General features: G+C 40.5%; 12 protein-coding genes. 6 read left to right on the forward strand and 6 right to left on the reverse strand.

Annotated elements, in window-relative coordinates:
- The first annotated feature begins 2 nt into the window (after positions 1-2).
- On the forward strand, positions 3-935 hold the full coding sequence (locus FJ709_RS17645; RefSeq protein WP_226411593.1) for an acyltransferase: 933 nt from the start codon (positions 3-5) through the stop codon (positions 933-935).
- A 198-nt stretch (positions 936-1,133) separates the two neighbouring features.
- A complete protein-coding gene (locus FJ709_RS17650; RefSeq protein WP_226411595.1) occupies positions 1,134-5,651 on the forward strand; it encodes an EAL domain-containing protein in 4,518 nt (1,505 codons plus the stop codon).
- Positions 5,652-5,765: 114 nt separating this feature from the next.
- Here the strand turns inward: FJ709_RS17650 and dgt are convergent, their stop codons facing one another.
- Positions 5,766-7,250: a dGTPase gene (dgt, locus tag FJ709_RS17655; RefSeq protein WP_404829978.1), complete on the reverse strand. Its 1,485-nt coding sequence runs from the start codon at positions 7,248-7,250 to the stop codon at positions 5,766-5,768.
- Between the two features lie 263 nt (positions 7,251-7,513).
- Here dgt and FJ709_RS17660 point away from each other — a divergent pair, with 263 nt between their 5' ends.
- The gene (locus FJ709_RS17660; RefSeq protein ID WP_226411599.1) at positions 7,514-7,765 is read left to right on the forward strand and encodes a DUF2999 family protein; all 252 of its coding nucleotides are present in this window, start codon (positions 7,514-7,516) and stop codon (positions 7,763-7,765) included.
- An 81-nt stretch (positions 7,766-7,846) separates the two neighbouring features.
- Here FJ709_RS17660 and FJ709_RS17665 read toward each other — a convergent pair whose 3' ends face one another.
- Positions 7,847-9,331 carry an NAD(P)H-hydrate dehydratase gene (locus FJ709_RS17665; RefSeq protein ID WP_226411601.1) on the reverse strand — a complete coding sequence of 495 codons (1,485 nt, stop codon included), beginning with the start codon at positions 9,329-9,331 and terminating at the stop codon, positions 7,847-7,849.
- Between the two features lie 210 nt (positions 9,332-9,541).
- Between FJ709_RS17665 and FJ709_RS17670 the strand changes: the two genes are divergently transcribed.
- Complete coding sequence (locus tag FJ709_RS17670) at positions 9,542-10,477, forward strand: glycoside hydrolase family 16 protein (protein ID WP_226411603.1); 936 nt, start codon at positions 9,542-9,544, stop codon at positions 10,475-10,477.
- Positions 10,478-10,833: 356 nt separating this feature from the next.
- Here the strand turns inward: FJ709_RS17670 and FJ709_RS17675 are convergent, their stop codons facing one another.
- Positions 10,834-11,325: a MarR family winged helix-turn-helix transcriptional regulator gene (locus FJ709_RS17675; RefSeq protein WP_226411605.1), complete on the reverse strand. Its 492-nt coding sequence runs from the start codon at positions 11,323-11,325 to the stop codon at positions 10,834-10,836.
- Positions 11,326-11,471: 146 nt separating this feature from the next.
- On the opposite strand from FJ709_RS17675, the gene FJ709_RS17680 reads away from it, so the two are divergent.
- Entirely contained in the window at positions 11,472-12,365 is an 894-nt protein-coding gene (locus FJ709_RS17680) for a DMT family transporter (protein ID WP_226411607.1), read from the forward strand.
- A gap of 128 nt (positions 12,366-12,493) precedes the next feature.
- Here FJ709_RS17680 and FJ709_RS17685 read toward each other — a convergent pair whose 3' ends face one another.
- The 3 genes from FJ709_RS17685 to FJ709_RS17695 all read right to left on the reverse strand — a co-directional run bounded on the left by FJ709_RS17685 (position 12,494) and on the right by FJ709_RS17695 (position 15,686).
- A complete protein-coding gene (locus FJ709_RS17685; RefSeq protein ID WP_226411609.1) occupies positions 12,494-14,029 on the reverse strand; it encodes a hypothetical protein in 1,536 nt (511 codons plus the stop codon).
- Positions 14,029-14,934: an ABC transporter ATP-binding protein gene (locus FJ709_RS17690; RefSeq protein ID WP_226411611.1), complete on the reverse strand. Its 906-nt coding sequence runs from the start codon at positions 14,932-14,934 to the stop codon at positions 14,029-14,031. Before FJ709_RS17690 ends, FJ709_RS17685 begins: the two co-directional genes overlap by 1 nt.
- Positions 14,935-15,170: 236 nt before the next feature.
- Positions 15,171-15,686 (reverse strand): hypothetical protein, encoded by a 516-nt coding sequence (locus tag FJ709_RS17695; RefSeq protein ID WP_226411613.1) that lies wholly within the window; start codon positions 15,684-15,686, stop codon positions 15,171-15,173.
- Positions 15,687-15,753: 67 nt separating this feature from the next.
- Between FJ709_RS17695 and FJ709_RS17700 the strand changes: the two genes are divergently transcribed.
- Positions 15,754-17,469, forward strand: coding sequence for a SulP family inorganic anion transporter (locus tag FJ709_RS17700; RefSeq protein WP_404829979.1), 1,716 nt, complete (start codon positions 15,754-15,756; stop codon positions 17,467-17,469).
- The last annotated feature ends 133 nt before the right edge of the window (positions 17,470-17,602 follow it).

Below are 17,602 nucleotides of genomic sequence, written 5' to 3' on the forward strand. Positions count from 1 at the left end.
CAATGTTATCGTTTTTACCTGGCCCAATTTTATACGCAATCAGTCTGACTTTATTGATCATCAATACTATTGTTTGGAGCTCATTACTCAGCATTGGTGGCATTGTTAAATTACTACTGCCAGTCAAAACGATTCGCTTAGGTTTGTCTCACTTAATGAACCGCTTTATGTGGTGCTGGGCAGTCTGCAATGGCGGCATTTTAGCGCTGATTTCTAATATTGAATGGGACGTTGAAGGGCTTGAGAATCTTGATAAAAATAACTGGTATTTACTGATAAGTAATCACTTAAGCGGTTTTGATATTGCTGCGCAAACTTATTTACTACGTAACCATATTCCAATGCTAAAGTTTTTTCTCAAACAAGAATTGATGTATGTACCCATTATGGGATTGGGCTGTTGGGCGCTGGATATGCCATTTATGCATAGAACTAGCCCTGCAAAGTTACGTAAAAACCCTAAGTTAAAAGGTAAAGACTTAGCAACGACTCGCAAGGCTTGCGCTCGATTTAAACATTTGCCTACCTCTATTATTAACTACGTTGAAGGTAGTCGCTTCACGGTAGAAAAACATCAACGCCAACAATCACCTTACCAACATTTACTGCGTGCAAAAGCGGGTGGTATTGCTTTTACACTTTCGGCAATGGGTGAACAATTTACTAGCCTTCTTAATATTACTTTAGTTTATCCAGATGCAAAGGCTGATGAAGATATACTTTATGGCGTGATGAATGGTCGCGTTAAAAAAGTTGTTATGAGAGTAGAAATACTCCCTGTTCCTAAGGTTGACCCTGAACTTTATTTCTCTCAGGCGGAATATAGAGCTGAATTTCAGCGTTGGTTGAATGATTTATGGTTAGAGAAAGATAATCAAATCGATGGCATCCTTAAGCAATATGCTGAGAAATCTATTACAATCAACAAACAATAACGATCAAGCATCATCTGTAAAACTAGCTATAATCAACATCAAATCGTTAACGAAAAAATATATCTATTAATAATTGATTAACAATTGAATTTCCCACCTTAAAAGGTAGTATTGATTTAAGCTGTCATTTCATAATAATAAAACACAGAAATTAAGCTGTCATTTCATAAAAATAAAACACAGAAACTAAGGTGTCGTTTGATTTTACGCATATTTTCATTTTTGATTACAGCCATTCTATTTGCAGCTTTATTGTATGCAACACCAGCTATTGCGTTACATAAAGGCAAGTATAGTCATATTTCCGAGATCAAATTTGAGCATTTTGATAGCCAACAAGGGCTAAACCAAAACAGTATTACCAAGTTGTTTATGGACAGTGCTGGTATGTTATGGATTGGTACTCAAGATGGCTTGCACAGTTATAATGGTGTCGATTTTCAGATATACCTCAAGCGTTCTGGTGATCCTGAAACAATTTCAGATAATTTTATTACTGATATTATACAAACCCCCGATGGTGCACTTTGGGTCGCAACTTTGAATAGCGGCTTAAATAGGCTTGACCTTAAAACGGGTAAGTTTATCCGATTTAATCAGGTAGATGGCTTAACTGATAGCCAAGTGTCTCATCTTGCCGTTATTGGTGATACCCTTTGGATAGGCACACGTTCGGGCCTGTTTATGATGTCCCTCAAGACTTATAAAATCACTTCTATTGGTCTTGGTAATAGCTTAGAACCGCAAATAACCAGCTTATCTAATATCGATAATAAGTTTGTCATCGTTGGCACTGACAGAGTTGGAACTTATGCAATTGATACTAATACAATTAATCGTTTAGATATTCCAAATGAAATGCAAGTTAACCGAATTCAGGCCAGCTCAATTTTTGCCGTTTGGTTAGCTATTGATAATCAAATCTGGCGTTATAATTTAGATACCCACCAAAAAGATTTTATCTGGCAACGATCTGATGCTACTGGAAAAAAGAATGACATCAAAGACTTTATAGTTGTTGATGCCAACCAAATATGGGCAATCGGCAATGGCTCAGGTCTTATTCAGTTAGATTTTGACGGCAAAGAATGGCAAAGCCAATATCATAAAAATGAAGCCTATAAAATAAATAGCCTGAGTGAAGATAATTTATTCACCATGATGCTCGATCCTAATGGCACCTTGTGGCTAGGGACTACCTTTTCTGGTATCGATAAGATTAACCTTAGCAATCAATATTTTACTCATTTATTCGATAGCAGCACCAGTAATCCACGCAAGGCCAATATGATCAGGGCAATTTATCGCGATCATAAACAACGCTTATGGATTGGAACGGATGGAAAAGGCCTTAAATATTTAACTGAGGATGGCAAGTACACCTATCTTAATGATCAATTTTCTGTCTTATTGAATATTCCCGCCTCTGAACTCGATATACAAGTTAACGATATTATTGAAGATAGTGAACAAACAGTATGGTTTGCGACTAGCATAGGTGTATTTACCTTAGACAAACAAGATACGCTATCGCAAGTTAAGCCTCACAATCCAGCACTGCAGGCAGATATAAATTTTCGCAGCTTAGCCGTTGATGATAAAAATAGAGTCTGGTTGGCCAGCATGCTAGGGCTGTATTTTATCTCTAAAGATAATCAGCAAATGCTGCCCTATAACTTTGGTTTTCAGAAGGAGTATTCCCCCTATAAGCACCAAATGCTAACGCTACATTTCAGTGATGGATATTTATGGATAGGCACCATAGGCGGCCTTGTCAGACTTAATCCAGAAGAAAAAGAATTAGTTTTTGTTAGCAACGAACCTGGTAATCCCTATAGTTTAAGCGATAACCGCGTACGAGACTTTCTTCGCGCCTCAAATGGCGATCTCTGGGTAGCAACCCATGGCGGTATAGACAAATTAACAACGGACTACGGTATTTTTAAATTTGAACGCTTGGATGTGAATAACGACTTAGCTATAAATACAGCATACAGTTTGCTGGAAGATAATGACCAAAACCTATGGCTAGGTACCAACTCAGGCATTGCCCGTTATAACCCCGCAACGAAAAAATTTACTTCGTTTAATATTCATGAAGGGCTACAGGCTTTAGAGTTTAATGGCGCGGCTCGTTTTAAAGACAGTAATGGTGACATGTGGTTTGGCGGCATAAATGGGCTAAATTACTTTACGCCGAGCGATATTCCACAGCAACGTCCACCAATCAAACTAGCACTTACTAGCTATACTATTGGCGATACACGTTATCCGGTTTTGGATCTTAGTCATACACCTAAGATTAATATGCCCTATGAAAAACAACTCATTAGCTTTGAAGTTGGCGCGCTCAACTTTAGTTATAGTAATTTAAGTCAATACAGTTACTTTTTAACTGGCTTTGATTCTGTATGGCATAAACTGCCCACTGGCAGCAAAATAACCTACACCAACATCCCACCAGGGGATTATCAACTCATAGTGCGTCATGCTTTAGGTCAAAATGCTTTTGATGAGAAATCATTAGTCATACCTATTTCGGTGATCCCGCCTTTTTATATGAGTAAATTTGCTTATATGTTTTATGGCATATTCAGCTTTAGCCTGTTGTCATATTTTATGTATTCAAGGCACTATAAACATGAGAAACAACGAGAATTTGAGCAAAGTATTCGTGCATCTGAAGAACGTTTGAAGCTCGCTTTATGGGCTTCTGGTGATGGTATGTGGGACTGGAATATCGCACAGAACAAAGTCTACCGCACTAACATGGTGCCTCAAATGAACTTTGATCATTCTGATAAGTTACTTATAGATAGCATTCACCTTGAAGACCGCGCAAGAGTAGAAAGTCTACTGCAAGAGCATCTTGATGGTAATAGTGAATTTTTCGAGGCCGAATACCGAGTTGAAATAGGCAATGGTAAGTGGACCTGGTTGCTTGATCGTGGACAAGTGGTTGAACGTGATAGCAAAGATAGACCACTTCGCATGGCGGGAACCCATAAAGATATCACCAGCCGTAAAGAAATTGAAAATGAATTAAAACTGTCTTCACAAGTGCTATTCAGTATGAATGAAGCCGTTGTCGTCGGAGAATTAGATTATAAAGTTCGCTCAGTTAACCCGGCATTTAGTCGAATTACCGGCTTTAAAGCGCGAGAAGTCGCTGGCAAACACTTCTTATTTTTGGCTATGGGCAAACAATCAAGGGAGTTTTATATTACCGTTGAAGCCCAATTGTTACGTCATAAGCACTGGGCCGGAGAAATTAAAATTCGTACCCGTAATCGTAAAGGTATTTTGGCCTGGCTAGAAATAAATCAGGTCATCGATAATAAAGGTGAAACTAGCCACTTTGTTGCGGTATTTACCGATATCACTGCCCGTAAAAAAGCAGAAGAAGATTTGCGCGTTCTGGCTAACTTTGATCCATTGACTGGCTTACCTAATCGAACCTTATTCCAAGACAGACTCAATCATGCCATCACCAAAGCGCATCGTTCGCAGCAAATTGTCGCGTTATTGTTCCTTGATTTAGATCGCTTCAAACATATTAATGATTCTATGGGGCATCATATTGGTGATTTATTACTAAAAGCGGTATCAGTGCGTCTTCAAAATGCAATTAGAGAAGGAGATACTGTTGCCCGATTAGGCGGCGATGAATTTACCCTCATTTTAGAAGGCGTTAAAAAAATCGAATCAGCGACGCGAATTGCAGAGAAAGTGCTGCAATCATTCGAAATGCCATTTTTATTAGACGATAAAGTGTTAACGATTTCATCATCGATTGGTATCAGCTTATATCCTAGCGATGCAGATGATACCACTTCGTTGATTAAATATGCGGATACGGCTATGTATCATGCTAAGTCCTTAGGGCGTAATAATTTCCAGTTCTATACCGCTGAGCTTAACCAATATGCTACCCGCCATGTGCAGCTAGAAGCAGGTCTTAAACAAGCCATTACTTTAAATGAGCTGTCTTTGGTATATCAGCCTAAATTTGATGTTAAAACAGAAAAAATTATCGGATTAGAAGCACTATTACGCTGGAATAGCGCAGAGCTTGGATTTATTTCTCCAGCCGAATTTATCCCGCTAGCTGAAGAAACTGGCATGATTAATGAGATAGGTCATTGGGCGCTTAACCAAGCCTGTGGTCAGCTTTCACAATGGCATCAACAGGGATTTGAGCATATATCTATCGCGGTAAACCTTTCTGCCAGACAGTTAAAGGCCGATATAATATCGACTATTGAAGTTGCTTTGGCGGTATCTGGCCTACCTGCAAGCGCGCTTGAATTAGAATTAACTGAATCAATGATTATGGGTAACCCTGCTGATTCTGTAGAAATTCTCACCCAGCTAAAAGCCATTGGTTTAACGATATCTATTGATGATTTTGGTACTGGGTATTCAAGCTTAAGTTACCTTAAGCGCTTCCCTATCGATACCTTAAAAATTGATCGTGAGTTCGTACGTGATATTAGTGAAGATCCTGATGATGCAGCCATCACCAGCGCAATTATTACCCTGGCACACAGCTTAGACTTAAATGTTGTGGCTGAAGGGGTTGAAACCTATGAGCAGCTAGAGTTTTTACGACAAGGTGGTTGTGACCAAGTACAGGGCTTTTTGCTCAGTAAGCCTTTGTCTGTGGTTGATTGTCTGGCACGTTTACAGTTAGACAAAAGCTCGCTGTCATCTTAGTCATTACTCGTACACATAAATACAAACAAAAGGCCTGAAATTATTCAGGCCTTTTGGTTTTTATAACACAAATAAATTGGCTGAAATTAAAATCAGCAACAAGCGGCCGAATCATTAAAAATCATCTATCACATGAAAAGCACGATATTCATCATAGGCAAATTGATCTGTCATACCACTGATATAATCAATAATAAGCCGCATACGGAAGTAAAACTCACGGCAATCTTCATCGGCAATTTGAGTCGTTAGTGCGCCATCTGCCATGGCTGTTTGGTATGCGGCAATATGCTTAGAAGACAGTTTTTTGTATAAACGCGCCGGATATATCGGAATTGACAGCAACTTATCCTCAGCCGTTTGAACGCCATACATTAATACATTAAATTGCTCACGCCTCAGGGTTAGCAATGGCTTATAGCATTCCATTAAGCCACTGATTACCCTATAGCCCTGCAATTCTCGCGCTTCCACCTCTGGGTGACAAAAAGCTTGTTCTAACGCGACCCGTTTAAACGTTTCAACAATCATATGATTAGCGCTATTGTCTTCAATCAAGGCATGATTAAAGCTGCCATTGAACACGGCTTCAATATTATCAATAAAGCGTTTCTGGGCATGCTGAGGTAAACGACCATTTACTCCTACTCGTAAGAACACAAAAAACATGCTGTCACTGCCCTTGGCACTTTTACTGGCTTTATCTAGCATCACTTGCATTACAGCTTGGTCTACATCGCTAAGATGTGATGATATTTGGGCAAACTTGTCTATTAATGCTAACTTCATTTGCGTGACGGTTAGCACACCTTTTTCAACCGCATCTTCTAAATCAGCTATACCGTAAGAAATATCATCCGCGGCCTCCATAATATACGCAAAAGGTGAGCGGCAATGAGGAGCGATATCTAAGGTTTTTTGTAACTCAGTGATATAGTCAGTTTCGCTCAAATAATAACCGACCTTTTTCTTTAAATAACTGTGGGGGTCATTACCATTTTTAGCAGGTTTGGGCTCAGTACCACAGCGGGTGTACTTCATGATCCCAGAGGCTTGTGAATAAGTCAGATTCAGTTTTAGCAAGGAGTGAATTAATCGTATTCCCTGAGCATTACCTTCAAAACTAATTAAGTCTCTGGCAATGTCATCGGGTAAGATTTTATTGTGTAATTGCTGATATATGCCCGCAAGACTGTTTTGCAGCCAATCAATCATTGCCGCTTCACCAAAATGACCAAATGGTGGGTTACCAACATCGTGCATTAAACACGACATTTCTACGATAGTTTCCAGCTCACGTGCTAAGGTTTTTAAACCATAGTTTTGTATGTCGGAATCGTACTTTGACAAGCCATCACAAATCAACTGACTGATATATCGGCCGACTTGCTGCACTTCCATTGAGTGAGTTAATCGGCTACGCACTGCGGCATTTCGCTCTAGCGGAAATACTTGAGTTTTTTGCTGTAATCGCCTAATAGCTGCTGAATTAATGATACGGCCACGGTCACTTTCAAACTGCCTTAATATTGGGCCTGAGGACGCTTTATATTGAAAAGGACGTTCAGCTTTAATTTTAGTATTAAAATGCATATACATTACCCAGCAAAAAAGTATTTAATAGGATAAATTTACAGCATTACTCTTTTATATTCAATGAATTAAACAACACTCAAGTAGTTAAAAGGTGATGCGTCATTTTATTTTAAAATGATACTTTATACGTTAATATTGAGTTATCTATTGATTTTAAAACCATATACTTTATCGACAAAGCTTCACTTAAACATTCAAACTCACTCAGTTTTAGTGTGTTAGAATCAGCAACAAATAAATTTCAGCCATCAACATAAGGTCATCTAATGAATCCAATTATTGCCATCTTAAAAGAGCACAATGTAAGCGATGCTAAAATTAGCGAATTATTTCAAACGCTAACCCAAAATCCATTAATGGCAATGAGCGTTATTGGTCAATTAGGGATCCCAGCTGAAAAATTACAACAATTGATGGCTATGGTTATGCAAAACCCTGCATTAATTAAAGAAGCTGTATTAGAATTAGGTTTTGATTTTTCAAAAGTCGAAGCCGCAAAAGCACAATTACAGCACTAGAGCTGTAAACGATAAAAAGAGTAAAGTGGCACCCTACTTTACTCTTTTTTGATAACGGTCACATTTATCTCAATAATTAAGTTAAGTACTTAAACGATTAATTTGCTTTCGAATAAACGGCACTAAATCACTGGCCTGCAAACCTATAAAGCCTGATTGTTTCGCCGATTGATCCGCTGCCTGACTATGCAGTTGCACCCCGATTAACGCGGCATCTAAAAGTGAATAACCTTGAGCCAATAAACTCACAATAACTCCGGTTAACACATCGCCCATTCCACCCGAGGCCATCCCTGGGTTACCGGCTAAGCACACATAAACTTGGCGACCATCACACACTAATGTGCCAGCACCTTTTAAAATAGCCACACCACCAAAACGTTGTTGCAACTGTCGCACAGCTTGGTAACGGTCTCGTTCTATATCTATTACAGCGCAGTTTAATAATCTTGCAGCTTCACCTGGATGCGGAGTAATCACTCTATTAACATCGATATTAGGAACTAATGCCAACAAGTTTAAACCGTCTGCATCAATCACTTTGGGTTTATCAGATTGCCTAACCCGATCGGCAATTAATTTTGCATGCACACTCATACCAAGCCCAGGACCTAACGCAATGGCCGTAGCCCAATGAATACGAGCATCAACGTTATCAAGGCAATCCCAAGCGTGACACATTACCTCAGGACAATATGATAACAATGGCGAGTAATTTGCGCTGTGGGTTAATACTGCGGTTAATCCTGCGCCCGTTCTAGCACAAGCTGCAGCACTTAATATTATTGCTCCACCAAAACCAATATCCCCACTTAACAGCAAAGCCTTACCATGATGGCCTTTATTTGAAACAGGGTTTCGGCCGATCAAAGTATGCTTTAATCTCTGCTCGGTTATAGCATGCACTTCTGCCAAGTTATTTTGTTGAAAAAATAACTCAACTCCCAAACCTGCAAAATGTAACGTTCCACTATATTCCCGCGCCTGACCTGTTACTAAACCTTGTTTGATACCAATAAAGCTGACCGTATGATTTGCGCGTACCGCAATACCCAATACCGTACCGGTGTTTGCACATAACCCTGAGGGAATATCAACAGCGAACACTTTTGCCGAACTGGTATTGACCAACTGGATCAATGCAGAGGTTTGTTGTTTAACCTCACCACGCAGACCTGTACCCAATAGCGCATCGACAATCACATCAACATCATCAGCAATGTGAGTTGTTTGAGTATTAACCCTGCCACCTGCAGCCGTAAAGTCACAATAAGCTTGATAAGCATCACCTGTTAATTGGCTCGGTTGATGAGTTGACCACACAGTGAGCTTAATACCCGCTTTACGCACTAGGCGTGCCAGCACATAACCGTCACCGCCATTATTACCACCACCACAACAGACTAAAATATGTTGAGGCGTTGGATAATATTGTAAAACAAGCTTAAGAACGGCTTCTCCGGCACGCTTCATTAAGTCAAACATAGTCACACCAGCTAGCTGCGCTGCCTGGATCTCGCCTGCTTTAACTTGCTCAGCGGTATAAAATTGATTAGAAAATGTCACAAGCACCAACTTTGGTTTTTTGACGGTTTATTCAGCATATCGTAAAAACAGTAGAAAACCTCCCTTCAAGTAAATAAATGTCAAACCTTAATAAGATTAAGCAGCTCAGATATTATCGACTAAAGACTGATAACAATTTTATGTTGGCAATGTTAGCGTTAAACAACAAAATGACAGCGCTGCCATTTAATTTAAAGGACTAAGAGCACGATGAAAAATAATACCAATATTACCCTTGTAGCCCTCGCAATAGGGATCAGTTTTTCAAGTTATTCCTACGCTAATGATGCGCCCGTATTTTTTGATGATTTTGCATACGCAGAAGCAGAAGCGTTTAATACCAACGGTTGGAAAGCAAGAACAGAAACGGGTCACCCAGGGATCCACAAAGCAACATGGTCCGCTGAAGGAATAAGCTTTCACCCAAAACTAAAAGACGCCAATAACGGTGCAATAAGAATGAGTTCGGTCACGGCTGGCGAAGGTGACAATACGCGTCACACCCAGTTTTGCCATAAGCGCAAATACCTAGAAGGAACTTATGCTGCCCGGGTATTTTTCAGAGACAGGCCGACTTATGGCCCAGATGGCGATGAGGTTATTCAAACATTCTATACCATCAGCCCGTTGGCGTTTTCTTTAGACCCTAATTACAGCGAAGTGGATTTTGAATACTTACCTAATGGCGGTTGGGGAAGTGATAGTGCGCCAGCAATGTGGACTACCACCTGGGAAACGTTCCAACTAGAACCTTGGACCAAGGTGAACGAATATACCCGCAAAGAAGGCAGTTATGCTGGTTGGCGTATATTAGTGATGACGGTACAAAAAGAACAAGTTAACTACTATGTCGATGGTAAACTTATCTCTACTCATTCTGACAAAGTCGCCCCAGAAGAGCCTATGTCGATTAACTTTAACCTCTGGTTTATGCCTAAAGGGGCTGATGGCTCGATTGGTCCTGTTGAATCTGATGAACTGAGAGAATATCAACAAGATATCGACTGGGTTTATCATAATGCCAATGAAATAATTACGACTGAACAAGTGCTTAGCAATGTTGATAAACTACAGAAAAAAGGCGTAAGTCACTTTGATAATGTGCCCGAATGGCAGCCTGTGCTCGATTCACCTTGCGGTTTGTAATCAATACTTATCGATAGCGGCAAACATCTGTCGCCGAGATAGAAATCGCTTATTTCACTAATTTTTCTGGCTGACAGTATTCTCCTCGTAATACCAATACGCAAAGCGACCCATTAAGTCGCTTTGCTATTAATATTCACAGACTAAAAAAATGCCATACCGCACAGATTATCACTTACCGCCATTTAGGAAGTTTACCGCAAATACATCACGAACTTAAATAGGTAAGCAAGTGCGCAAAAATATAAAAAATTGATATTATTAATGAATAATATCAAAATAATTAAACACCATAGCGTTATCAACCCAATAATTTTAGGTCTTCTACCCTATACTGAGTGTCATTTGATAATACATTACTTCTTACCTTCAAAGGCCACCAGCCAAGTCTTGAGCAACTGATTAAGCTCGGGCATCTCAGTATCCGACAGATGATCCACTAAGGTGTGTTGAATACGCACATGTTCTTCAATTGCATCATCTATGGTGGCAAGGCCTTTTTCAGTCAAACCAACCGTCACGCTGCGTCTGTCTTCAGTACTGTGAACACGCTTGATTAACCCTTTAGATTCAAGTTTATCTAACCGATTGGTCATCGCACCAGAGGTCAGCATCATCGACGATAATAACCCTGAAGGCGTTAGTGTAAAGGGCGTACCTGCACGTCTTAATGTTGCCAGCACATCAAACTCTCCCATGGTTAACTCAAATTGCTTATGGCAAGCAGATATCTCAGTTTCAATGTGTTTTTGTAGACGCAGAAAACGTCCAAGTATCGCCATTGGCAGGGTATCTAAATGTGGTTTCTGCTCACCCCATTGGGCGACAAGTCGATCGATATCTTCCATTTTTCACCTGACTGTTAAGCCGTTAACTAATACCTAAATAAACTTAACGCAAAGATACTTGATAAAAAGATACTTTACAAAAATAAATTATCGGTTCAGAATTGCAACGTATCTTCATATAAAGATACTTAATTTAAAGGTAGTTTATGAATATCCTATTAGCCATGATCCCAGCTTTTTTTTGGGGTACCACTTATGCCATGACCCAGTTCACCTTACCTGACTGGCCACCATTACTATTAGGCGCGCTGCGCGCTTTACCTGCGGGTCTGATATTACTGGCCATAAAGCCTAGCCGACCTAAAAAAGCACAATGGCCGATTTTAATTAAACTGGGTGCAATTAATATCGCGGTGTTTTTCAGCCTTATTTTTGTGATGGCATTAACGCTACCTTCAGCCATATCAGGCATTGGAATGATTTCCGTACCCGTTTTTGCCATGCTATTCCACTGGGTTATCAGTAAAAAGCGCCCTAACCCAGTACAAGCATTTTTTGGCATGATATTAGTGCTATTAGCCTGGATGCTATTTGACCCAAGTTCGATCACGTTAAACCCAATAGGGTTGGTCGCTATGCTAGCGGCTATTAGCTGCATTATTGTCGGTAGCACGATAACCAAGGCACTGGGTACGCGGATTCATTGGTGGACCATACTCACCTGGCAGCTCATTATCGGGGGGGCATTATTACTAGTTAGTGCGGGCGTTCAGGCATTCTTTTTACCGCAGCAATATTTCGATGCTATCAGCCAATTCAGCCTGATAAATGCTGCTGGAATAGGCTGGATAGTGTTACTCAATACAGTGCTGGGTTACAGCATGTATGTCTGGTTATTGCAGCGGATGTCGGTGGTCGACTTTACCTTTGGCGGCATTGCCAACCCCATAGCAGGTATCGTTTGTGGTTTAGTGTTAATGAGTGAATCCTATACGCCTCACCAATATTTATTAATGGGCGGAATGATTTTAGCCTCTATTGCCCCGGCATTCATTCAGCTGCTGCGCCGAAGAATACCTAATAAAGCTGTGGTAGATTAAGCCTAGTTGTTAACAAAGCTTAGTCAGTTAACTAATAGTATCGTTGAATAATAGTATCGTTGAATAATAGTATCGTGAACAAATAGTATCGTGGACTAAGCTTCTGTTATTAAGCAATTATTTATTAGCTAACGGCTATTTTTTACTCCCACAGTGAGTAGCAGTAATCCCATAGAAATTGCGGCAACGGCATAGGGCATCCCCGCCTGCCAACTGGTTTGGCTATTCACCCCAAAAAAGTCGACATAAAGTGCTGTTTGAATCGGTCCAAAATACCAAATAGCGGGATAAAGCACTTCAAACAAGCGCTTTGTTCCGCCAAAAGCACCACAAAAATAAGCCAGCGATACCGTAAATGAAATAGCAATAATCAATTGCAGCAGTAACACCCATTCACCCAATGTTAAAAAGCGGATTGCACCGCCTAAACAGGCCATTGCCAGTACAAGCCATGCTGCGGAACAACTCGCCATGCTTTGTAACCTTGATGATTGCTTACTGTAGGTCATTAACTCTACTGTATTCGATTGTTTTTCTAATTGCCCTAAAGGTGATAGCACTAACACACACCACAACCATGCAAGAGGTAACACTATGCTAATGAGTAATTGTTGGCTAATAAATACTTGAACAATATTTAAAATAATTAAGCCGATAAACCAATAAGTAGATTGGCCAGTTAACATTAATTTGAGCTCTAAGCGCAGCAGTCGTGTGAAGGCAAAATACTGAGTAAAAAAACCCAAAAGACTATCCAGTGGCATCCCTACTGTGCGGCTAAAAGTGCGGTGTAGCCATGATGATTGTTGCTTAACGGCTAGCGTTTGCTGGCTAAATCGGTCGAAACATAGATAGGTAACACCCAAACAAATCAGGCTAAAAAATATTAACGGTAACGCGCCCCACAAATGCACTGCTGTCGGCTCAATACCTTGCCATATAAAGGTGTTAATTTCTGGGCTTAAGCTATCACCCACTTTGATGCCTATATTGGTTGCCCCTTGTGATAAAGGAAAACGTGCTACCACTTCAGCATCTAATTGTTCAAGCAGATTGCCAATACCAGAAACACTTTCAATCGTTTGTACAATCGAGCCTATCCAGATAAAAAAATACACCAGATTACCTAAGCCACCTCTAAGCCATTTTATTGATTCGAACATGATAGCAATAGAGGCGACTGCCAGTAATACTGGCAAAACGAACACCAACTGAGGCCAAATTAATACCCAAAAATCAATTTGATAACTTTCGCCATAATAAAGCTGGATCAGTACAGTACTGCACAACATGACCAGTACAATTGATACCAATATAAGTACATTCACACACCACTTTGATAATAAAAATGTGTGCTTGGCTACAGGCGTGGCGGCGATCAACTCACTTGTCATGGATTGCCGGTCTAATTCAAGTGCATTCTTAACTAAGTAAAAGCAAATAATCGGTAAAAAAAGTACATTCAACATCGCCAAACACACACCAAGCCAGGCACTGTTGTAAATTCCGCGATAGCCATTAATCACTAATGTTTGATATTGAGCATCTGGTGATGGAAAAAATAATAGCGTTAAAACCGACATAGCCAACAAGGCGACAATATAGCTTTGTTGCCGGGTACGCTGTTTAAAATCAGCGATGATACATTGCCACATGGTATTCATTAACTTGCCCTCGCTAAACCCGCTTGCGGTTGTTGCCTGCTAGTAAAGTAAAGATAAGCATCTTCTAATGATGGGGTTCTTGCAATTGCTCTGGCATCAGGGCAATGGTCGGCAACAATATTGAGCTCCACTTTGTCTTCTTTACGCACGCTGTGGCTAACAATAAACTCATGCTGAATATGTTTAAGCTCATTAAAGTCAGTGGTGAGTTGCCAGCATTTATTGGCCATTTTTTGTAGCAGTGAACTAGGAGTGTCCGATTGGATCAGCTGCCCGGTATTCATAATCGCGATACTGTTCGCAATAGACTCAATATCAGACACAATATGAGTCGAAAAGATGATGCATCGGTCACCCGCTAACTCAGTCAGTAGTTGCCTGAAGTTAGCCCGCTCATGCGGGTCTAAACCAACCGTAGGTTCATCAATAATCAGTAACTTGGGATCATTGAGCAAGGCTTGCGCAATACCAATTCGCTGCTTCATACCTCCCGAATAACCTTTTAATGGCATATGGGCTGCGTGGGTTAAGTTGAGTTTATCAATTAACTCGTCAATAACTTGATTAGCATTTGATTTGGATAAACCTTTTAAGCTGGCAATGTATTGTAAAAATTCGACAGCCGATAGTTGATCATACACACCAAAGTACTGCGGCAGATAACCTAACTCATGACGTAAAACTTGCGGTGACCTAACAATATCTTGTCCGTTCCACAAAATTTTTCCAGAAGTGGGTTTGGTGATGGTGGCCAGAATACGCATCAGGCTAGATTTACCCGCACCATTAGGGCCAAGTAGCCCTAAAATTCCCGGCTCAACTTTTAACGATAAGGCGTTAATCGCCAGTTTAACGTTTTTGCCACTTTGATATTGTTGGCCAAGTGATTGAATGTCCAATTGCATAATATTGCTCTTCCTGGTTGAGTTGGAAGATATTTAGCAAGGATTAGACCATACTTTTTTACATTTAAATTCAAAGCCTTATTAATCAACCAAGGTATTGAAGTTAACCATATTGATGATTTTCACCACTTATTAGTCTGTTACTTAGGGTAAAAGTTAACTGAGCCAGTAATTAACTAGCTTATAAGTAATCTCATACTCAGACTCGATCTTTTTATAGCCTGATATGACCGTTTTTAGAGTAAGGCTCTTAACTGATTAAGCGCATCTACCGAGAAACCTTGATCATAAAAGTAAATCACTTTTCCCTGTGCGTCTAATAGCACGACTCGGGTGTTGTTTGGGTTTTCATTGCCAGTAAAGGCTTGTACTTGGTCGCCATCCTGGTAAACCGTCACCACCCCTTTCCAAAGTGGCTTAGGAATACCCGCGCGCATGCCATTATCAATAAAAGTACTGAACATTCTAGGGAACAATCCTTGTATTGTCGGCACTTCATATACAGCAACTTGAGTCTGGGTCATGTCTAAGCCAATCAACCAGCGATCAATATCAAATTGTGAGTTTTGTTTATAGCCAATTAATAATAATGCCACCTTACCTTTTAAATCGTCAGGTAAGGCCATCGGCTGCTGTTCAAGAGTTTGCCCCGTTACTGACGGAAAAACCTGTCCTGTAATGGCTTGATTAGGGTAGCTGGTGCTGCAGGCAGTTAATAACGTCGCCATAGCAATAACCATAAATAAACGCATCTTTAATCCTTGTTATTAAGTTCTCTATACAGTTATACGCGTCCAAAATGTAAATGGTCTATACAAAATGATTAATAATTTACGCATAATTTGCTACAGTCACGCCAACTTTTGTATAAGGGGTATTGTTTTGTTTAAAGAACGCTTTAAGGATGTCAGTATCAAAGGCGATTTGTTTGGCGGTGTAACCACGGCAATCATTTCATTACCCTTGGCTCTTGCGTTTGGTGTCGCCTCTGGCGCTGGCGCCGAAGCAGGTTTATGGGGCGCTATTCTTGTTGGTTTTTTTGCCGCGTTATTTGGCGGTTCATCAACCTTAATCTCTGAACCTACCGGTCCTATGACTGTAATTATGACCGCTATTTTAACCACCATGGTGGCTAAGTATCCTGAATCTGGTATCGCTATTTCATTCACGATAGTCATGATGGCAGGTGGCTTTCAATTTTTAATCGGCAGCTTAAAACTAGGCAAATATGTCACCTTAATGCCGTATAGCGTTATTTCTGGCTTTATGTCGGGCATTGGCGTGATTTTGATTATATTACAACTCTCGCCTTTACTGGGTCATGCTGCGCCCACAGGTGGCGTTATAGGCACCTTATCTTCACTGCCAAATACCCTAGCAAACATCAAGTTTAGCGAGCTGTTTCTTGGTTTGTTAACCCTAATAACATTGTTCATGTTCCCTAAACGATATCGTAAATATGTGCCTGCGCAGCTTGTTGCTCTAGTGGGGGTCACCTTATTATCAATCATGTTCTTTGACACCGACAGTATTCGCCGCATTGGTGAAATTCCAGCAGGCTTACCTTCTCTGGTTATTCCTCACATTAACGCTGATATATTTGTCACCATGATCATCGACGCCTTAGTGCTAGGCACCCTTGGCTGTATTGACACCCTACTGACCGCAGTTATCGGCGACTCATTAACCCGTAAAGAGCACGATTCAGACAAAGAATTACGTGGCCAAGGTTTAGCCAATATGATTTCGGGCTTGTTTGGCGCGCTTCCTGGTGCGGGAGCCACTATGGGCACGGTAACCAATATTCAAGTAGGTGCCCAATCACCGCTATCAGGTATCACCCGAGCGGTAATACTGGCATTAGTGGTACTGGTGGCCGGTGGTTTGACCGAGCCTATCCCGATGGCAGTATTAGCCGGGATTGCGGTTTATGTTGGTTTTAATATTCTTGACTGGAGTTTCATTCAACGTGCCCACAAAGTCAGTATGCAAAGCATGGCTATTATGTATGGGGTGATGTTATTAACCGTATTTGTCGATTTAATTGTGGCAGTAGGACTTGGGGTCTTTATTTCTAACATCCTCATTATTGAACGCTTAAGCCGAGAGCAAGCACGCCAAGTTAAAGCCATCAGTGATGCAGATCAAAACGATGTTCCGCTGACACAAAGTGAGCGCGGCTTACTTGACCAGGCAAATGGTAAAGTGCTGTTTTTCTACTTATCAGGTCCAATGATTTTTAGCGTATCAAAAGCGATTTCACGTCAACATGCCAGTATTGCCGAATATGAAGCAATGATCCTCGACCTAACTGATGTGCCTATGATTGATGTTACCGTTGGCTTAGCGCTTGAAAATGCGATTAAAGATGCACTAGAGGCTAATTGTGAAGTGTTTTTACTGTGCCCCAATAAACAAACACGAGAGCAACTTGGCAAGTTTCAAGCTATCGACTCACTCCCGAAAGAAAATACCTTCTTATTTCGCTATGAAGCGCTTCAAACCGCGCTAAAACATGTTAAGAAACAGGATTAAACTATGGGCATCAAACTAGTGATCGTTAGCTTGATGCCTACGTTTAGCGTCTACCACAATGTTGTGTGAGGATACTTATTACGCCCTGCTATTATCAGATATCATTATAACTAAATTTAATTTAACTTAATGA

The sequence above is a fragment of the Shewanella glacialimarina genome (assembly GCF_020511155.1).
GTDB lineage: Bacteria > Pseudomonadota > Gammaproteobacteria > Enterobacterales > Shewanellaceae > Shewanella > Shewanella glacialimarina.